At 67.3% G+C, this 16,810-nt stretch carries 13 protein-coding genes; 3 read left to right on the top strand and 10 right to left on the bottom strand.

Going from position 1 to position 16,810, the window contains the following annotated elements; genetic code table 11:
• Window positions 1–54: 54 nt before the first annotated feature.
• The 5 genes from ACFRJ8_RS17220 to ACFRJ8_RS17200 all read right to left on the bottom strand — a co-directional run bounded on the left by ACFRJ8_RS17220 (window position 55) and on the right by ACFRJ8_RS17200 (window position 7,694).
• Entirely contained in the window at window positions 55–2,823 is a 2,769-nt protein-coding gene (locus ACFRJ8_RS17220) for a cation-translocating P-type ATPase (RefSeq protein WP_377987377.1), read from the bottom strand.
• A 28-nt stretch (window positions 2,824–2,851) separates the two neighbouring features.
• Complete coding sequence (gene ppk2 / locus ACFRJ8_RS17215; protein ID WP_377987376.1) at window positions 2,852–3,685, bottom strand: polyphosphate kinase 2; 834 nt, start codon at window positions 3,683–3,685, stop codon at window positions 2,852–2,854.
• A 406-nt stretch (window positions 3,686–4,091) separates the two neighbouring features.
• The gene (locus ACFRJ8_RS17210) at window positions 4,092–4,772 is read right to left on the bottom strand and encodes a FadR/GntR family transcriptional regulator (protein WP_377987374.1); all 681 of its coding nucleotides are present in this window, start codon (window positions 4,770–4,772) and stop codon (window positions 4,092–4,094) included.
• Window positions 4,769–6,151, bottom strand: a complete 1,383-nt coding sequence (locus ACFRJ8_RS17205; RefSeq protein ID WP_377987373.1) for an MFS transporter — start codon at window positions 6,149–6,151, stop codon at window positions 4,769–4,771. Before ACFRJ8_RS17205 ends, ACFRJ8_RS17210 begins: the two co-directional genes overlap by 4 nt.
• A 100-nt stretch (window positions 6,152–6,251) precedes the next feature.
• Entirely contained in the window at window positions 6,252–7,694 is a 1,443-nt protein-coding gene (locus tag ACFRJ8_RS17200) for a PucR family transcriptional regulator (RefSeq protein WP_377987371.1), read from the bottom strand.
• A 146-nt stretch (window positions 7,695–7,840) separates the two neighbouring features.
• On the opposite strand from ACFRJ8_RS17200, the gene ACFRJ8_RS17195 reads away from it, so the two are divergent.
• Window positions 7,841–9,271: a gamma-aminobutyraldehyde dehydrogenase gene (locus ACFRJ8_RS17195; RefSeq protein ID WP_377987370.1), complete on the top strand. Its 1,431-nt coding sequence runs from the start codon at window positions 7,841–7,843 to the stop codon at window positions 9,269–9,271.
• Between the two features lie 93 nt (window positions 9,272–9,364).
• The gene (gabT, locus tag ACFRJ8_RS17190; protein WP_377987369.1) at window positions 9,365–10,720 is read left to right on the top strand and encodes a 4-aminobutyrate--2-oxoglutarate transaminase; all 1,356 of its coding nucleotides are present in this window, start codon (window positions 9,365–9,367) and stop codon (window positions 10,718–10,720) included.
• A gap of 186 nt (window positions 10,721–10,906) precedes the next feature.
• On the opposite strand, the gene ACFRJ8_RS17185 is transcribed toward gabT, so the two are convergent.
• Window positions 10,907–11,683, bottom strand: a complete 777-nt coding sequence (locus ACFRJ8_RS17185) for a hypothetical protein (protein ID WP_377987368.1) — start codon at window positions 11,681–11,683, stop codon at window positions 10,907–10,909.
• Between the two features lie 190 nt (window positions 11,684–11,873).
• On the opposite strand from ACFRJ8_RS17185, the gene ACFRJ8_RS17180 reads away from it, so the two are divergent.
• Window positions 11,874–12,746, top strand: a complete 873-nt coding sequence (locus ACFRJ8_RS17180) for a universal stress protein (protein ID WP_377987367.1) — start codon at window positions 11,874–11,876, stop codon at window positions 12,744–12,746.
• Here the strand turns inward: ACFRJ8_RS17180 and ACFRJ8_RS17175 are convergent.
• From ACFRJ8_RS17175 to rarD, 4 genes are all read right to left on the bottom strand, one after another.
• A complete protein-coding gene (locus ACFRJ8_RS17175; RefSeq protein ID WP_377987365.1) occupies window positions 12,716–13,660 on the bottom strand; it encodes a class I SAM-dependent methyltransferase in 945 nt (314 codons plus the stop codon). The genes ACFRJ8_RS17180 and ACFRJ8_RS17175 overlap by 31 nt on opposite strands.
• Window positions 13,657–15,189, bottom strand: coding sequence for a putative bifunctional diguanylate cyclase/phosphodiesterase (locus ACFRJ8_RS17170; RefSeq protein WP_377987364.1), 1,533 nt, complete (start codon window positions 15,187–15,189; stop codon window positions 13,657–13,659). The genes ACFRJ8_RS17175 and ACFRJ8_RS17170 overlap by 4 nt, the downstream gene beginning before the upstream one ends.
• Window positions 15,176–15,580, bottom strand: coding sequence for an STAS/SEC14 domain-containing protein (locus tag ACFRJ8_RS17165; protein ID WP_377987362.1), 405 nt, complete (start codon window positions 15,578–15,580; stop codon window positions 15,176–15,178). Before ACFRJ8_RS17165 ends, ACFRJ8_RS17170 begins: the two co-directional genes overlap by 14 nt.
• A 103-nt stretch (window positions 15,581–15,683) precedes the next feature.
• Complete coding sequence (gene rarD / locus ACFRJ8_RS17160) at window positions 15,684–16,703, bottom strand: EamA family transporter RarD (RefSeq protein WP_377987361.1); 1,020 nt, start codon at window positions 16,701–16,703, stop codon at window positions 15,684–15,686.
• Between the last annotated feature and the right edge of the window lie 107 nt (window positions 16,704–16,810).

Below are 16,810 nucleotides of genomic sequence, written 5' to 3'. Positions count from 1 at the left end.
GAACGTCGCGTTCCGGCCCTCAGCTGTTTCCGGCCCTCAATGCTGCAGACGGGCTCAGGCGGCTACGGGCGCAGCCTGGAGTTTGGCCTGTTCGCCCGCGTGCACGGCCCGCAGGATCAGCTTGAACAGTTCGCCCAGGAGCAGCAGCACCACGGCCGGCACTAGGCAGATCAACCATTGCGCCCCGGTGAGCGGGAGGGTGCCGAACAGTTCCTGCAGTACGCGTACCTGGGTGATCAGCATCGAGCCGACAAATGCCCAAGCGAAAGCCCAGAGCAGCTTCGGGTTGGTCAGGGTGGAAGGCCCGAAGGCGCTTTCCTCGGGGAAACGCAGGTTGAGCGCGACCGCAATGTTCATCAGACCCAGGCCAACTATGGCCATGGTCTGCCCGACCTCGAGTGAACCGTAACTGACCTTGCCGATCTGCACGAGAAGCAGTGTGGCGGCCGCCATGAACAGCCCGACGACGAACAGGCGCACCATCATCGACCGGACGATGATGGGCTGGTTGAACGGCCGCGGCTTGCGGTCCATGATGCCCGGCGTCGCGAGGTCCAGGCCCATCACGGCCCCAATGGGGGCCACGATCGCCATGTGAATCCACAGCACCTGAGCCGGGCTGAGCAGCGCCGTGCCGGCGATCGCGAACGCCGACGAGCCGATGAAGGCCAGGATGAACATGAACAGGTTGGCCACCTGGATGCGGATGAACTTCTGCAGGTTGTCATACACAAGCCGGCCCTGCTCGACCGCGGCCACGATCGTGGCGAAGTTGTCGTCGGCGAGGATCATCTTCGCCGCTCCCTTGGCGACGTCGGTGCCCGTGATGCCCATCGCGATCCCGATGTCCGCCGCCGCGATGGCCGGTGCGTCGTTCACGCCGTCGCCGGTCATCGCGACCACGTTGCCCTTGCGCTTGAGCACCTCGACCAGCCGGACCTTGTGCTCCGGCGCCACCCGGGCGATCACCCCGATCCCGTCCACCTGGCTGTCGGCCTCGGCGTCGCTCAAGGCCGCGAACTCGGCGCCGGTGACCGCTCGCCCGCGGATGCCCAGCTCGTCCGCGATTGCCGCCGCGGTGATGGCGTGGTCGCCGGTGATCATCCGGACCCGGATGCCGGCGTGTTTCGCCTTGGCGATGGCGGCCACGGCCTCGGCCCGCGGCGGGTCTACCTCGCCAATCAGCGCCGAAATCTCCAGGTCCTGCATCAGCGCCATGAGATCGCCCTCCGGCCGGAAGGTCGCGGGGTCGAACTCGCGCTGCGCCAGGGCAAGCACCCGCCGGCCTTGGCTGGCGATGCCTTCGTTCGCGGCCAGTACCTTCGCCCGCATTTCCTCGGTGAGGGTCTCGGTGCGTCCGCCCGGCATCCGCCCCGACGAGGACCGGTTGAGCACGACGTCGGGGGCGCCCTTCACGTAGGCCCGGATCACGGACCTGCCGTCGGCACCGGGCATCCGGTGGAAGGTGGCCATGAACTTGTAGTCGGAGTCAAAGGGCACCGACGCCACCCGCGGATTGTTCCTGCGGAACTCCCGGACGTCCACGCCGCCCTTCTGCGCGAGCACGTACAGCGCCGCCTCCGTGGGGTCCCCGATCACTGCGCCGTCCTCGATGTCGGAGTCGTTGCACAGCGCGCACGGGAACATCACGTAGTCCAGGTCGCGTTCGGCGTCGCCGGTGGTCCGTTGAATCTGGCCATTGAAGCTGTAGCCCTCGCCGCTGACCGTGTAGTGGTGCTGCACAGTCACGAATTCGCGCACCGTCATCTGGTTCAGCGTCAGGGTGCCGGTCTTGTCCGAATTGATGGCCGACGTGGAGCCCAGCGTCTCGACCGCCGGCAGGACCTTCATGATGGCGTTCTTCTTGGCCATGTTGACCGAGCCCACCGACAGGATGGTGGTAACGACGGCGGGCAGCGCATCCGGGATCGAGCCGACCGCCAGGGCCACGCCGATCCCGAAGAGCACCGCGAACGTTTCGCCCTGGGCCAGGCCCATCACCACGATCGCGAGGAACGCGAAAAGCGCCGCGATGATGATGAAAATCGTCAGCCGGTCCACCTGTTTCGTGAGGGGGGTTTTCTCCTCCTTTTGGCCGGACAGCATGTGGGCGATATGGCCGACCTCTGACCCCATGCCGCTGGTGGTCACGAGGATCTCGCCGTGGCCCCGGGTCACGTTGGTGTTCATGAACGCCATGTTCAGCCGGTCTCCGATGCCCACCTCGTGCCGGCTGATGGCCGCGGTGTCCTTTTCGACGGCGACGCTTTCGCCGGTCAGTGCTCCCTCCTCGATCTGGAGTGTCGCCGCCAGGATGATCCTGCCGTCGGCAGGGACACGGTCACCGGCATCCACCACCACGATGTCGCCGGGCACAAGCTGCTCGGCGGGGATCTCCGCCATGTCACCGTCGCGGCGCACCTTGGCCATCGACTTCATCATCTGCCCCAAGGAAGCGGCGGCCGCCTCGGCCTTGCCTTCCTGGTGGTAGCCCAGCCACGCGTTGAACAGCGTCAGCAGGGCCAGCCCGATGGCGGTCCCGTACTCCTCGATCAACAGGCTGACCACGGCAGCAACCACGAGCACGATCTGCATGTAATCCCGGTAGTGCTTGAAGAACCGCTTCCAGACCGGTTCCGGCTTTGCGGCGGCCAGGGCGTTTGGGCCGTACTCCTGCAGTCGCTGCTCCGCCTCTGCCGCGCTCAACCCTGTGGCCGGGTCCACCTGCAGCTCGGCCGCCACCTCCGCGGGGGCCAGCGCGTACCACGTCGCGTCCGCGTCGGTCGCAGCCAACTCTGCCGCTGCTCCGGGATTGTCGGTCATGACTTCCTCCTCATCGCCGGGGCGCTGCTCAGAATGGTGTGGGGATGTGCCGGACTGGCAGCGTGGGTTCACGGTAGTCGCCGGCCTTCTGCCGCTCGGGGAGTTCGACGTCGAGCCCCGGGAACGGCTCGTAAGGCACCTGGCTGAGCAAGTGGCTGATGATGTTGAGCCGGCCGCGCTTCTTCACGTCGTTGTTGGCCACGTACCACGGAGCCCAGGCGGTGTCGGTCGCTTCGAACATGGCGTCCCTGGCCCGGGAGTAGTCGTACCACCGTTTGTAGGACCGGAGATCCATCGGGGACAATTTCCAGGTTTTGCGGGGATCATCCATGCGGCTCTTGAGCCGCCGTGTCTGCTCGTCAGCGCTGACCTCGAGCCAGTACTTGATCAGGATGATTCCGGCGTCGACCATCGCCTTCTCGACCATCGGCGCCATGTTGAGGAACCTCTGGGTCTCCTCCGGGGTGCAGAAATTCATCACACGCTCCACACCCGCACGGTTGTACCAGCTGCGATCGAAGATGACTACCTCGCCGGCCGCCGGGAAGTGCGCCATATAGCGCTGGAGGTACATCTGGGATTTCTCCCGCTCGGTCGGGGTGGGGAGGGCCACCACACGGAACACCCGGGGGCTCACCCGCTCGACGATGCGCTTGATCGTTCCGCCCTTGCCGGCCGTGTCGCGGCCCTCGAAGACGATGCAGACCTTGGCTCCGGTGGCCTTCACCCACTCCTGCATGGCGACCAGTTCACCCTGCAGGACGGCCATCTCCGCTTCGTACTCCTTGCGAGGCATCTTCTTGCCGGCTTGCTCGTCCTGCCCGTCGGCGCCCTTGGTCTTTTTCTTCTTCTTGCCCACCATTGACCTCCTCGCGGCGTGCTTGCTGGGGCAATTGGCAACCCCCGGCAAGACTGGCACCCGATGAGACTGTCATTCGATGAGGCCAGCACCTTCGTCCCGGACTGGGCCTGAAGTGCAGGCACCCTGTCGCGGGCACCTTCGTATAGCGTCCTACCACTCTTAGTGTTGACCGAGGTCGGAGCCCGGTCTACGGCACTAAGACCCTATTGGCGTGCCCGCGGAACCGCGCCCCACAGCCGAGCCGGCCCCTGCTGCTGGGCGCAGGGGCCGGCCGTCTGGAGTCGGCGTAAACGCCGATGATGACGGGAATCCGCATGATCGCGAGCCTGGCCGCGAGGCCAGTGCGCGAGTGGCGGCCGCCACTGAGACAGAGCATCTTCTGGCCACCTTGGGAAAACCCTAGGGACTACTCTTGGAGCCACTCCGCGCAGGAGTTCAGGTTCCGGGTGACGCTCCCGACGGCGGCAGCCTCGTCCCGGGCAGCAATCGCGGCCACGAGTTCGTCGTGGCCCTCGAGCGGCAGGCCGTTGAAACCTCCCCGCCGCTGTTGGCGGAGCAGATCATTGTGGAAAACGCTGCCGAAGCTGACATACAGCTCATGCAGCAGCGGGTTGGCGGACGCCTGCGCCACGCGCACATGGAAATCCCAATCGGCGCGGGCCCACGCGGGATAGTCCTCGGCCAACCAGGCGGCACGGCGTGCGGTGAGCAAACCGCGCAGGGCAGTGAGGTCGTCGGCCGTCGCGTGACGGGCAGCGAGGCGGGCAGCCTGGGTGTCCAGCCCGATCCGGACCTCGAGGATGTGCTCCTGGGAGTGGTCCTCATACATCCGCTGCGTGGCGCCTGCGATCTCGCTCGTGGCGCGGACGTACGTGCCGTCCCCGCGGCGGACCTCGAGCATGCCGCTGTGGGCGAGCGCTTTGATGGCCTCGCGCAGCGTACCGCGGGAGACCCCGAACGCGGCCATCAACTCAGGTTCGGCCGGAATGCGCTGCTGCAGCGGCCACTCGCCCGAGTGGATCAGGGCCCGCAGCTTGGCCGTGATTTCCTCCGCCAACGGCGGCCGGTGCGAGGCAGTGAGGGTCATCGCCGGGTTCCTTCTGAAGTGTGCACAGTTCCTTCTGAAGAGTGCCCAGTTCCTTCTGAAGTGTGCACAGTTCCTTCTGAAGGGTGCGCTGCGGCCCGCAGCTCCTTGGCCCGCAGCTCCTTGGCCCGCAGTTCCTTGGCGCGCAGTTCCTTGGCGCGCAGCTCCTTCGGTCCCGCCGACAGGAGGTGGCCTACCGCGATCTGGCCGACGGCCACGGCCAGCAGGAGCGCCAGGGGCAGCGTCCAGGAGTTTGTGGCGCTGTGCAGCAAGCCCATGCCGAACGGCCCGAGGGTCGCGAGCAGATACCCGGCGGACTGGGCCACGGTGGACAGTGCGGTGGTCTCGGCGGTGGTGCGGCCGCTGCGGCTGATCATCACCATGACCAGCGGGAAGATGCCGAGACCGAAGCCCAGCAGCACCGCGGTCAGTGGCGCCAAGGCAGCTGGCAGGACCAGCATGGCCAAGACGCCGAGGGCCATGGTCACGGTGGCAAGGTAGAACGCCGTCCGCAGCATCCGGGGGCGTGAGCCGATGGCGACCAGCACCATGCCGGCGGGGACGGAGACCAGCTGCATGAGTCCGAACATGAGCCCGCTGTCGGAGGCGGTCAGGCCCATCGTGGCCAGCATGTAGGGGAACCAGCTGAGCACGGCATAGGCCAGGAGTGCCTGCACGGTGAAGCCGAGGGTGATCAGCGCCCCGGTGCGGGTCCGCAGCAGGGGCCAGGGCGAAACCCGGGCGGCCTTGCCGGCGGACGCGTTGCGGTGGGCGTGCACGGCGATCGGAATGAAGCCGAGGCAGGCGCCCAAGGCCAGGAGGCCGATTGAGCCGACGCCCGCCGAGGGAGAGCCAAGGGCATGCGCCACCGGAACGATCAGCACGGCAGTGACGGTGGCGCCTGTGGTCATGGTCAACGTGTAGACGGCCGTCATGAGGGACGTGCGGTCCGCGAAGTGCACCCTGATGAAGGAGGGCATGGCCACATTGCAGATGGCCAGCCCGGACATCCCGGCCACTGTGCCGGCCAGCAGCATCCCGGTGGACGGTACTCCGCGGAGCAGCAGCCCCGCCGCCAGCATCACGAGGGAGAGCAGGATGGCTTTTTCCAGTCCCAGTTGCCGGGTGAGCCAGGACGTGGCAGCACCGGCCACCGCGAAACACAGCGTGGGGATCGAGGGGATCAGGGCTGCGATCAGAGGGCCGTAGCCGAGGACAGTCTGCAGGTCGTGGAAGAGCGCGGCGGCGCCGGTGATCCCCGCTCGCAGGTTGAGCCCGATGAGCACGAGCGCCACGACGCCGGCCACGATCACGCCGCGCGGGCGGCCCGCACCGGGTGGAGCTGTCTGGGAAAGTGCGGGAACCGCCGTGCTGCTAGCCATACCTAAAGGTTAGACGTTTGATGTTTGGGACTCAGCCTTTAGTGGCGAATATCTCGGCGGATGACAGGTTCTGGAAGGTGAGGTGCCGGCGCGGTGGTTGTCAGCGCGGATGCCGGGCGCTGAGCCGATGAACTGCCAGCGCGAGCCACAGCTGTACCCGGTCCGCCGTCTGGGCGGGGTCGTATCCGGTGAGTTCGGTGATCTGCGCCAACCGGTAGCGGACCGTATTGCGGTGCAGGGTGAGTTCCTCGGCGACGGCCGCCACCGAGCCGTTGTTGCCGAGGTAGCTTTCCAGTGTGGCCATGAGTTCGGCCCCATGCGCCACGTCAAAGGCCCGCAGCGGGTTCAGCGATTCGTTGGCCATGTCCGCCAGCGGAACATCCTCGCTGGCCAGCAGCAGCGAGGTCAGGCTCAGCCGCTCGGGCTCGTTGACCGGCAGGCCGTGGCTGGCCGCGTCGCGTGCCTCGAAGTAGCTCCAGCGCAGGCCGTTGGGCTTGGTGTAGGCCCCGCCGATGCCGATCGTCGCGTGGATCCCGGCCTCGGCCAGGTGGTCGCTGAGGCTGCGGGCGAGGGCGCTGGCGCCGCTGCCGTCGTCGGGCACCACCACCACGAGGTCCTTCCCGACGACGGCGCTGACCGCCGCCTCGAGCGGCTGGGGCAGCGAAGAACTCCCTAGCTGTTTCTGGTGGGCGGCCGATTCGGCAAGCAGGACCACGTTTTTGCGGGTGCTGTTGATACCGACCCCGGCGAGGCGCCGGGTGGCTTCGGACGCCTCCAGCGTCCCGTGGATGACGTCGTCGAGGACCTGGCCGGCCAGCGCCCGCTGGGCCTGCCGCTGCTTGACCATGTTATTGAGCTCGACACTGATGAGGTTTTGGGCGTAGCCCACAATGCCCGAGTCCTCGAAGGGCTGCTTCACCCACAGGGTGCAGGCGTCGCGGCGGCCCGTGGGGATGGGATAGGACGCCCAGCCCTCGGCCTTCGGCGCCGGGTGGCCGGACACGCTGTTGTAGAGCTGGGCGGTGAACTGGGTCAGGACGATCTCGGTGCGCAGCATCGAGCCCAGGTGTTTCAGGAGTTCGGCGAGACCGCCGCCGGTCAGCAGGGCGCGGGCCAGGATCTGGTGCCCCGCGATGAGCCGCTCGAGCTTGACCAGGTGGTCCGCGGACTGGGCGTCGGCCACGAGCTTTCCGATCGCGATGAAAGGCGTTTCGTACGGCACTTCCACCACCGGCAGGCCCCAGCGGTTGGCCTCGGCGATTAGGGCCGGCGGCACGGCGTCGTGCGTCAGGCCGACCCCGAACCCGATGCCCACCGCGCCTGCCCGCTGGACCTGACGCACGAACCGGCGCTGCTCCGCGGCGCTCTTGAGCCGCATCCCCGTCGTCAGGATCAGTTCGCCGCCGTTGAGGAAGCGCTGCGGATCCTCCTGTTCGGTGACCGCAACCCAGAGAATGTCCTGGTGCCAGGTGGTTTCGGCGAGTCCGGCCTTGGTGAGATTCAGGGACGGAACTCCCAGCAGGGCGGCGAGTGAAATGGCCATGGATTCAGGATAGCCGGGTGCTGGTCAAGCGCACTAAAGGGTGGCGGACATGGTGTGCAGGTGCCTATTCCCTGACTTGCACTGCTGGCATAGGCTCGTGACCAGTCACACATCCGTCCTTGGCAGTAAGAAAGAGGTTGTACACCGTGGTTCAAACCTTGCAGAACTTCATCAACGGCGAGTTTGTCACCCCCGCCGGCACCGGGTTGCTGCCCATCGTGAACCCCACCAACGGCGACGTGGTGGCGCAGGCGCCGATCTCGGTGCAGGCCGACGTCGACGCCGCCATGACGGCAGCCAAGAACGCGTTCAAGACCTGGAAGCACACCACGCCCGGGCAGCGGCAGCTCATGCTGCTCAAGCTCGCGGATGCAGTCGAGGCCAACAGCGACGAGCTCGTGGACGCCCAGCACCGCAACACCGGCCAGGTCCGCTCCCTGATCGCCTCCGAGGAAGTGGCCGCGGGCGCTGACCAGCTGCGCTTCTTCGCCGGCGCCGCCCGCATCATGGAAGGCAAGTCCGCCGGCGAGTACTTCGAAGGCCACACCTCCTACGTCCGCCGCGAGCCGATCGGCGTCGTCGCCCAGGTTGCCCCCTGGAACTACCCGTTCCTCATGGCCATCTGGAAGATCGGTCCCGCCCTGGCCGCCGGCAACACCGTGGTCCTCAAGCCCTCGGACACCACCCCGGAATCCACCCTGGTGCTGGCCCGGCTCGCTGGCGAGATCTTCCCGGCCGGCGTCCTGAACGTTGTCCTGGGCACGGGCGAGACCGGCGCCATGATGGTGGAGCACAAGGTCCCCGGCCTGGTCTCCATCACCGGTTCCGTCCGCGCCGGCATCGCCGTCGCCTCGGGCGCCGCCAAGGGACTCAAGCGCGCCCACCTTGAACTCGGCGGCAAGGCTCCGGCCATTGTCTTCGCCGACGCCGACATCAAGAAGAGCGCCGCGGCGATCGCCGAGTTCGCCTTCTTCAACGCCGGCCAGGACTGCACGGCAATCACCAGGGTCCTGGTCCAGGATTCGGTGCACGACGACGTCGTCGCCGCCATGGTGGAGCACACCAAGACCCTGCACACGGGCTCGCAGAACGACGAAGACAACTACTTCGGCCCGCTGAACAACGTCAACCACTTCAACGCGGTCACCTCGGTTGTCGAGCACCTGCCGGCGAACTGCAAGATCGAGACCGGCGGCCACCGCGCGGGCGAGAAGGGCTTCTTCTTCGAGCCCACGATTGTCACCGGCGCCAAGCAGACCGATGACATTGTCCAGAAGGAAACGTTCGGCCCGGTCATCACGGTGCAGAAGTTCAGCACCGAGGACGAGGCAGTGGAACTGGCCAACGACGTCGAGTACGCCCTGGCCTCCAGCGTCTGGACGACCAACCACGGCACCGCCATGCGCCTGAGCCGGGACCTCGACTTCGGCGCCGTCTGGATCAACACCCACATTCTTCTCACGGCCGAAATGCCGCACGGCGGCTTCAAACAGTCCGGCTACGGCAAGGACCTGTCGATGTACGGCGTCGAGGACTACACCCGCATCAAGCACGTCATGAGTGCGCTCGACGCATAACGCGGCTGCGTAACGCAGCCGCATACGCAGCCGCCCAGCTCACCCTGACGCATAACTCGCGCGCCCCAACCGCACGCTTAGAAAGGCTTTCCCATGACCACCACCGCACATGACATCACCTACCGGCTCGAGCAGAAACGCCGCGTCCAGGCCGACTTCCCGGGCCCCAAGTCCGTTGCCCTGACCGAGCGCCGCAAGGCGGTCGTCGCCGCCGGCGTCGCGTCCAGCGTCCCGGTCTTCGTGGCCGACGCCGACGGCGGCATCATCCACGACGTCGACGGCAACTCCTTCATCGACCTCGGCTCCGGCATCGCGGTGACGAGCGTCGGCGCCTCGGACCCCGCCGTCGTCGGCGCCGTGAAGGAAGCCGTGGAGCACTTCACCCACACCTGCTTCATGGTCACCCCGTACGAAGGCTATGTCGCCGTGGCCGAGCAGCTGAACCGCCTGACCCCGGGCGACCACGAAAAGCGCACGGTGCTGTTCAACTCCGGCGCCGAGGCTGTCGAAAACGCCGTGAAGGTGGCCCGCCTGGCCACCGGCCGGGACGCCGTCGTCGCGTTCGACCACGCGTACCATGGCCGCACCAACCTGACCATGGCGCTGACGGCCAAGGCCATGCCGTACAAGACCAACTTCGGCCCGTTCGCGCCCGAGGTCTACCGCATGCCGATGAGCTACCCGTTCCGCGAGGAGAACCCGGCGATCACCGGTGCCGAGGCCGCCAAGCGCGCCATCACCATGATCGAGAAGCAGATTGGCGGCGAGCAGGTCGCCGCGATCATCATCGAACCCATCCAGGGCGAGGGCGGCTTCATTGTCCCCGCCGACGGGTTCCTGCCCGCGCTGGCGGACTGGGCCAAGGACAAGGGCATCGTCTTCATCGCCGATGAGGTCCAGTCCGGCTTCTGCCGCACCGGCGAATGGTTCGCCGTGAACCACGAAGGTGTTGTCCCGGACATCATCACCATGGCCAAGGGCATCGCCGGCGGCATGCCGCTCTCGGCCATCACCGGCCGTGCCGACCTCCTGGACGCCGTGCACCCGGGCGGCCTCGGCGGCACCTACGGCGGCAACCCGGTGGCGTGCGCTGCCGCGCTGGCCTCGATCGGTTCGATGGAGCAGTATGACCTCAACGGCCGTGCCAGGCACATCGAGGAGATCGCGCTCGGTAAGCTGCGCGAACTCGCCACTGAGCAGCCCGTGATCGGTGACGTCCGCGGCCGCGGCGCCATGCTGGCCATCGAACTCGTCCAGGCCGGTTCCAAAGAGCCGAACCCGGAGCTGACCAAGGCCGTCGCCGCAGCCTGCCTCAAGGAGGGTGTCATCATCCTCACCTGCGGCACCTACGGCAACGTCATCCGGCTGCTGCCGCCGCTCGTGATCAGCGACGAGCTGCTGCTGGACGGCCTCGCGGTCCTGGCCGCGGCCATCAAGGCCAACGCTTAGCCAAGCGACTGGCACACGGCCAAATGAGCTGCCGGGAAGGCAATCCCTTCCCGGAGACCGGCCCTGCCGAACAGCGGGCGAAATAACGCAGGAGCCGCGGACACACAGTCCGCGGCTCCTGCGTTTTTCCGTGTTCCCGTTCTTTCGCCGCTCCGCCGTTCCGTCTTGTATCGGCTTGCGCCGCTCCTACCTCCAGGCGGTCGCGTCCAGCTGGATCGCCACCACATACAGGTGCTGGCCCTGCTCGATCCTCTCTACTTCAGTGACGCGCACCTTTGTCTCCGGGACCGTACTCATCGGACGGCCGACGCCAATGCCGTAGCTCAGCACGCCCTCGAAGTCCCCGGCCGGGGCGTAGCTGGCGAGCGCCTGGTACCGGATGGCCGGTGCCGGCGCGCTGGTCACGGTGCTGGCCGTGCCGTCCGCAGTGTGCGATTGGGCGCCGCGGAACGTCACCTCCACGATGCTTCCCGTGCCGGGCATCGGGATGGGCAGGCCGCTGCCGTCATTGACGAGTTCGGGGACCGTCTGGACGTCGTAGCTGGGGAAGCCGCCGGTGAACCGGAAGCTCAGCTGGTCATACGGCAGAGTGTCGGAAGCGTGCTCGCCCGCGCCGATCGCGTGCAGCGTCGGCAGCGGCGGCGCCGGCGGAGGCGCGATCGGCACCGGGTTCTCGTGGTCCGTGTGGAACGGGGTGGCCGGCCCCGGCACCGACCAGTTGTGGGTGACGGTGGAGGAGATCACTTTGTCGCCTGGTTGCGGGGGCGCCGTTTCGTCAGCATCTCCGGCTGCCGACGGGGACAGGCTGGCCGCCGCGCTGACGGGTGGGGACTGCGACGTCGGCTGGCTGCCGGCGGTGGGCGGCGCGGCTGGCGGGGCGCAGGCGGTCAGGACCATCAGGAGCGTCAGGGTTCCCACCACCGCGGTCCGCGACCCGGTCCTGCGGTTGCGGATGGCGTTCATGACGGGCTCCCCTCGACCATCCCAGCGTAGGCCCGGAAGTTTGTGCTGCTCAGGGCCAATAGTCACCATATTTCGCGGCCCGCTGGACTAGAGTCGTTCCTATCCACTGCAGGAGCGCAGACCGGCCGACGTCGCCCGGAACCCCCGGGACGCAGCTGGCGTCTGCCACAGACCCATAAGGGGTTCACACATGCGATACGTAGTCGGCTATACACCCACCGAACGCGGCGCGGACGCCGTCGCCTTGGCGTCGGCCATGGCCCGCGCGCAGGGAGCGCATCTCGACCTGGTCTATGTGGTGGACCGGCACACGCCTTATGTAGCGATGAACCCGGAAGGAAACCGGGTCAGCGCCGCCGAGCAGCAGGTCCTCACCGCGGAGCGCCAGGGAATGGAGCTGGTCCCTGAGGGGCTGGAGGCGCACTTCCATGTCCGCCAGGCGGAATCGTTCGCAGCCGGCCTGATCGACGCCGCCCTGGAGTACAGGGCCGGCCTGATTGTGGTGGGTGCCGCAAGCCATGGCCTGTTTAAGCGCCATACCGTGGGCAACGTGGCCAACGCCCTGCTGCACGCCGCCCAGGTTCCGGTGGCACTGGCGCCGCACGGCTACCGCCGGACCGAAGCCATCACGCGTCTGACCCTCGCCGTGGGCCAGCGCGTCGGCGCAGAGGCGGCGATCGACGTCGCGATCGAATCCGCCGAGCGCCGCGGGGTGCCGCTTCGGCTGGTCTCCCTCGTGGAACTGGACGTCGAGGGGGACGGCGGGGAAAACGTCAACGCTGCGCATATCCACGCCAACACCGTTCTGGCCGCCGCCGCGCAGCGACTGCCGGAGGGCCACCACGTCAGTGTGGAGGTCGCGCACGGCCGCACGATCGAGGAAGCAATCGACGATCTGGAATGGGACGACGGCGAGGTCATGATCGTCGGGTCTTCCCGCTTGGCGGAGAAATACAAGCTGTTCATCGGCAGCACGGCCTTCAAGGTGCTGCGGGCGCTCCCGGTCCCGATGGTTGTGGTCCCGCGCGACTATCAGCGGGTGGATACCTTCCCGGAGGTGTGAGGCACGGAGGTCTGGGGCCGCGGGGCCAGGACCGCCCAGTATGCAGGAATGCTGCCGGGCGGTCCGCCGGTTTCCATCGGCACTTTCTTCAGGACGGTGGCACCCTCCGCGATGAGGGTCCAGCGGTCCGTGGGGAACACGCGCGAGCGTTGCCTCGCGCCGAAATGCCCCGGTTTCGGCAGGGCAGAAATGGCTTGGCGGAGCGGTCCGGGGATCTTCTCGCCCGTGGCGCCCAGGCTCCGCAGGTAGCTGAGCGCGCCGCCCGGGACGTTCGTCTCGACGAGGTAGATCCGTCCCTGGGTGCCGAGGAGGGCTTCGACGGAGCCTGCGAGGCGAGCCTGCCGCCGCCGGCTGAGGACGTGGAACACGCCGCGGACAAAGACGTTGGCGTCGCCGATTTCGCGCCAGAGCCCGGCCGCCGCAGCCGGCTGCGTGGCATCCAGGCTCCGGAACCTGAGGCCCGGGACGTGCCGGTGCGCGGACTGCGCGGCTGCCACGGCTTCGGGTGAGACGTCGACGCCCAGGACCGAAGGGAAGATGGTGGTGAGCGTCCCCGTGATGGCGCCGTGCCCGCAACCGAGATCGATCAAGGGGAGGCTGGCATCCATCGTGTTGGCCATGGCCTGCAGGTGGTGCCGGATCTCTTCGTTCCCGGCGTCGGGGGCGGAATCCCAGATGATCGGTTCGCTCAGGGAGCCAAGGGAGACTCCGCGCCAGAAGGCGTCCCAGCGCCGGTCCGGACGGCGGGGACGGTGCAGGGACAATGCCGCAACCTTGGCCACCAGCCGGAGCGTGTCCGCCGCCTTATCCATGCCCAGTATGCGCACGCCCGTGCTGCGTGTGTCTGTTTTGTGCGTACTCGCCTTGTCCGTACCCGCCGCCTTGTCGGTGCCCGCCGGAACGGGTCCGCTCACGCGACGGCACCGTCTTTGTGCGCGAGCAGATCCGTCATGTCCGGCACCGACAGCGGACGGCTGAAGAAGTACCCCTGACCGAATTCGCAGTTCAGCTGCCGCAGCCTGTTCGCCTGCTCCCTGTCCTCGATGCCCTCGGCGACGGCGCCCAGTCCGGCCGAATGGATCAGTTGCAGGATGGCGGCGACGAATGTCTCCTGTTGCCGGTCTGTGGTCAGTCCGTCGAGCAGGGACTTGTCGATCTTCGCGTGCGCGGCCGGGAGGGTGCGCAGGTAGCTGATGGACGAATAGCCCGTGCCGAAGTCATCGATCTCGATCCGTACGCCGAGGTCATTGAGCGACTGCATGGTGGCTGCCACCTCCGGGCCGCCGCGCATGATCGCGGTTTCGGTGATCTCGATTGAGACGTGGCAGGGGTCCACGCCGTGCCGGGCCAGCAGGCTTTCGACATAGGGCGCCAGATCAACGTGGTGCAGGTCAGCAGGGGAGAGATTGATGTGCGTGCTGAAGTCCGCCGGAAGCCCGGGATAGGACTTCCAGCGGCCGGTTTGCGCGATGGCGTTCCGGAGGACCCAGTGGCCGATTTCCACGGTGAGCCCGGCCTCGTCGGCGGCATCGAGGAAGGTATCCGGCGCCAGCAGGCCCAAGGCGGGGTGGCGCCAGCGGATCAGGGCCTCGGCGCCGGCAATGGCTCCTGTGCGCAGGTCCATGATGGGCTGGTATTCGAGCTCGAGCTGGTCCATCGCCAGCGCCGTCCTCAGCTCCGCCACCTGGTGGACGCGCTGCTTGGCGGCCTCGTGCATGGCCGCGGAAAAGACCAGGAGAGTGTCCCGGCCGCGTTTCTTGGCCTCGTGCATGGCGATGTCGGCATCGCGGATGAGTTCCTCGCCGCGCAGGCCAGGTTCCCCCAGCCTGACCCCGGTTCCGGCCGTGAGGGCCACCGCCACACCGCCGGCGACGATTCTGTCCTTCAGCGATTCGCCGAGCCGGGCCGCGATCTGCAGCACGGTCTCCGCGTCCTGGTCCGCGACGAGTACGGCGAACTCATCGCCGCTGAGGCGTGCGATCAGGTGGCCGGCCCCGGCCGCCGCGCGTAGCCGCAGGGCCGCCTCGCGCAGCACGGCGTCCCCCGCGGCATGGCCAAGGCTGTCGTTGATGAGCCGGAAGGAATCGAGGTCCAGCAGGATGAGGGCCGGCTGGTGTCCGGTACCGGCCCCGGCAACGGCGTCGGCCACTTTTTCCCGCAACAGCGAGCGGCTGGCCAGGCCGGTCAGCTCGTCGGTGTTGATGACGCGGCGGAGTTCGGCTTTGGCCGCCTCCAGGAGCGCGGTCCGCTCGGCGACCCGGACTTCCAGGTCCTCGTACATGCTTTGGAGCTCTTCAGCCAGCAGGTTGATGCCCGTGGTGACGGCGTCAATGCCGTCCCGTGCCGGTGAGACTGGCAGGCGGTTCGACAGATCGCCCGAGGACAGTACGACGATGCCGTCCACGAGTTCCTCGAGGCGGCGGTCATCCTCAGGCCCTGTCATGACCCTGCGCGGTCAGCCAGCGGACCGCCTCATCGCCATTGGTGAAAAAGCGTGTCGGAACCGGCGCCGAATTGACGCCCAGGAAGAAATTGGCGAGAACCCGGTCCACGGCGGAGGAGCCGAGGAGCGCAATTGCCGAGGCGTCGCAGCGCTTGGCGAACACGGCCCGGGCGGCCCGGCTGACGGACTGCGTGGTGGCCATGTCGATCAGCAGCGGCGTGGGCCGGCCGCCGCACAATTCGTTGACACGGTCCATGGCCAGCTGGGCGTTGGGGGCGTCAATCACGACGCCCCGGGCCCACTCGAGGCGCAGGATGCCGTTGCTGTCGAAGTCCAGGGACGAGATGTCGCGCCCGCCCTGAGTTTCACGATCCTCTTCTGGCACCAGCAATCCTCAATTTCGCCCCGACGTGTGCATTCATGATGACACTAATGCACAGCGGCCGTGGTGCGCAGGCAGTAGCCCCTCAAGGCAGTAACGCAGGGCAGTAGTGCTATGCGGCGGCGCGGGCCAGTTTCCGGGTCACGGAGTTCTTCCGGGCAGCGAGCAGCATGTCCACAGTCAGCACCAGCAGGGCCAGCCAGACGACGCCGAAACCGACCCAGCGGTCCGGCGTCATGGCTTCCTTGAACACGACGAGCGCCACGATGAACTGCAGGACAGGTGCGAAGTACTGCAGCAGGCCGATCGTGGTCATCGGCAGCCGGCGGGCAGAGGCGCCGAAGAACAGCAGTGGCACGGCGGTGATGACGCCCGACGCCACCAGCAGCCAAAAATGCCCGGCACCGTTTGAGGCCAGGCTTGCCGCCCCGCTGACCGCGAGGAAGATCATCGTGGCCGCAGCCACGGGCGCCAGAACGATCGTCTCCACGGTGAGGCTGGTGATCGCATCCGCCCGCGGGCCGACGCGCTTCTTGACGAATCCGTACAGCCCGAAGCTCAGCGCAAGCGTCAGCGCGATCCAGGGGAGCTTGCCGTAGGAGACCGTCAGCACCCCGACGGCAACGAAACCGATGCCGACGGCGGCCCACTGCAGCGGCCGCAGCTTCTCCTTCAGGACAAAGACTCCCAGCAACACCGAGACCAGCGGGTTAATGAAGTAGCCCAAGGAGGCCTCCACGGCCTGGCCGGTGGTCACGCCGTAGGTATAAGTCAGCCAGTTCACCGCAATCAGAGCGGCGGCGATGGACAGCGGGCCGATCACCGTGCGGTTCCGGAACGCGGCGCCGAGCACCCGCCAGGAACGGGTCACGGTGATCAGCAGAGTGCAGAAAATCAGCGACCAGACCACACGGTTAGCCACGATCTCGACGGCGCCGGCGGGTGCCAGCACAAAGAAGTACAGGGGCAGCAGCCCCCAGAGCCCGTAAGCGCCGATGCCGAACAGGATCCCCGCCGTCGTGTCCTTGTCTACCGGTGCCAGTACTGCCGGCCGGGCCGGCGCAGATCCTGCGGCTGCGGCGCTCGGCGCTGTCAGTGGGGCGGGGGAGAAGGATCCGTTCGGCTTAGGCACAAGATCAATAACACCACCTGCGCGGCGCCTATTCCTGCCAATCGGAGCACGAGCCAGCCGGCGACATTTAGAATAGGGGCCTGCGCGCTGTATCTACTGGCGCTGTC

This window comes from Arthrobacter sp. NPDC056886 (assembly GCF_042788715.1).
Taxonomy (GTDB): Bacteria; Actinomycetota; Actinomycetes; order Actinomycetales; family Micrococcaceae; genus Arthrobacter.
The sequence above is the reverse complement of the archived record's forward strand: the minus strand, read 5'-3'. Positions and strand labels throughout refer to the sequence as shown.

Bases quoted from the DNA above. Each gene is read 5' to 3' on its own strand.
- ACFRJ8_RS17220 (WP_377987377.1), bottom strand. From the start codon at position 2,823: ATGACCGACAATCCCGGAGCAGCGGCAGAGTTGGCTGCGACCGACGCG.
- ppk2 (WP_377987376.1), bottom strand. From the start codon at position 3,685: ATGGTGGGCAAGAAGAAGAAAAAGACCAAGGGCGCCGACGGGCAGGAC.
- ACFRJ8_RS17210 (WP_377987374.1), bottom strand. From the start codon at position 4,772: ATGACCCTCACTGCCTCGCACCGGCCGCCGTTGGCGGAGGAAATCACG.
- ACFRJ8_RS17205 (WP_377987373.1), bottom strand. From the start codon at position 6,151: ATGGCTAGCAGCACGGCGGTTCCCGCACTTTCCCAGACAGCTCCACCC.
- ACFRJ8_RS17200 (WP_377987371.1), bottom strand. From the start codon at position 7,694: ATGGCCATTTCACTCGCCGCCCTGCTGGGAGTTCCGTCCCTGAATCTC.
- gabT (WP_377987369.1), top strand. From the start codon at position 9,365: ATGACCACCACCGCACATGACATCACCTACCGGCTCGAGCAGAAACGC.
- ACFRJ8_RS17185 (WP_377987368.1), bottom strand. From the start codon at position 11,683: ATGAACGCCATCCGCAACCGCAGGACCGGGTCGCGGACCGCGGTGGTG.
- ACFRJ8_RS17180 (WP_377987367.1), top strand. From the start codon at position 11,874: ATGCGATACGTAGTCGGCTATACACCCACCGAACGCGGCGCGGACGCC.
- ACFRJ8_RS17170 (WP_377987364.1), bottom strand. From the start codon at position 15,189: ATGACAGGGCCTGAGGATGACCGCCGCCTCGAGGAACTCGTGGACGGC.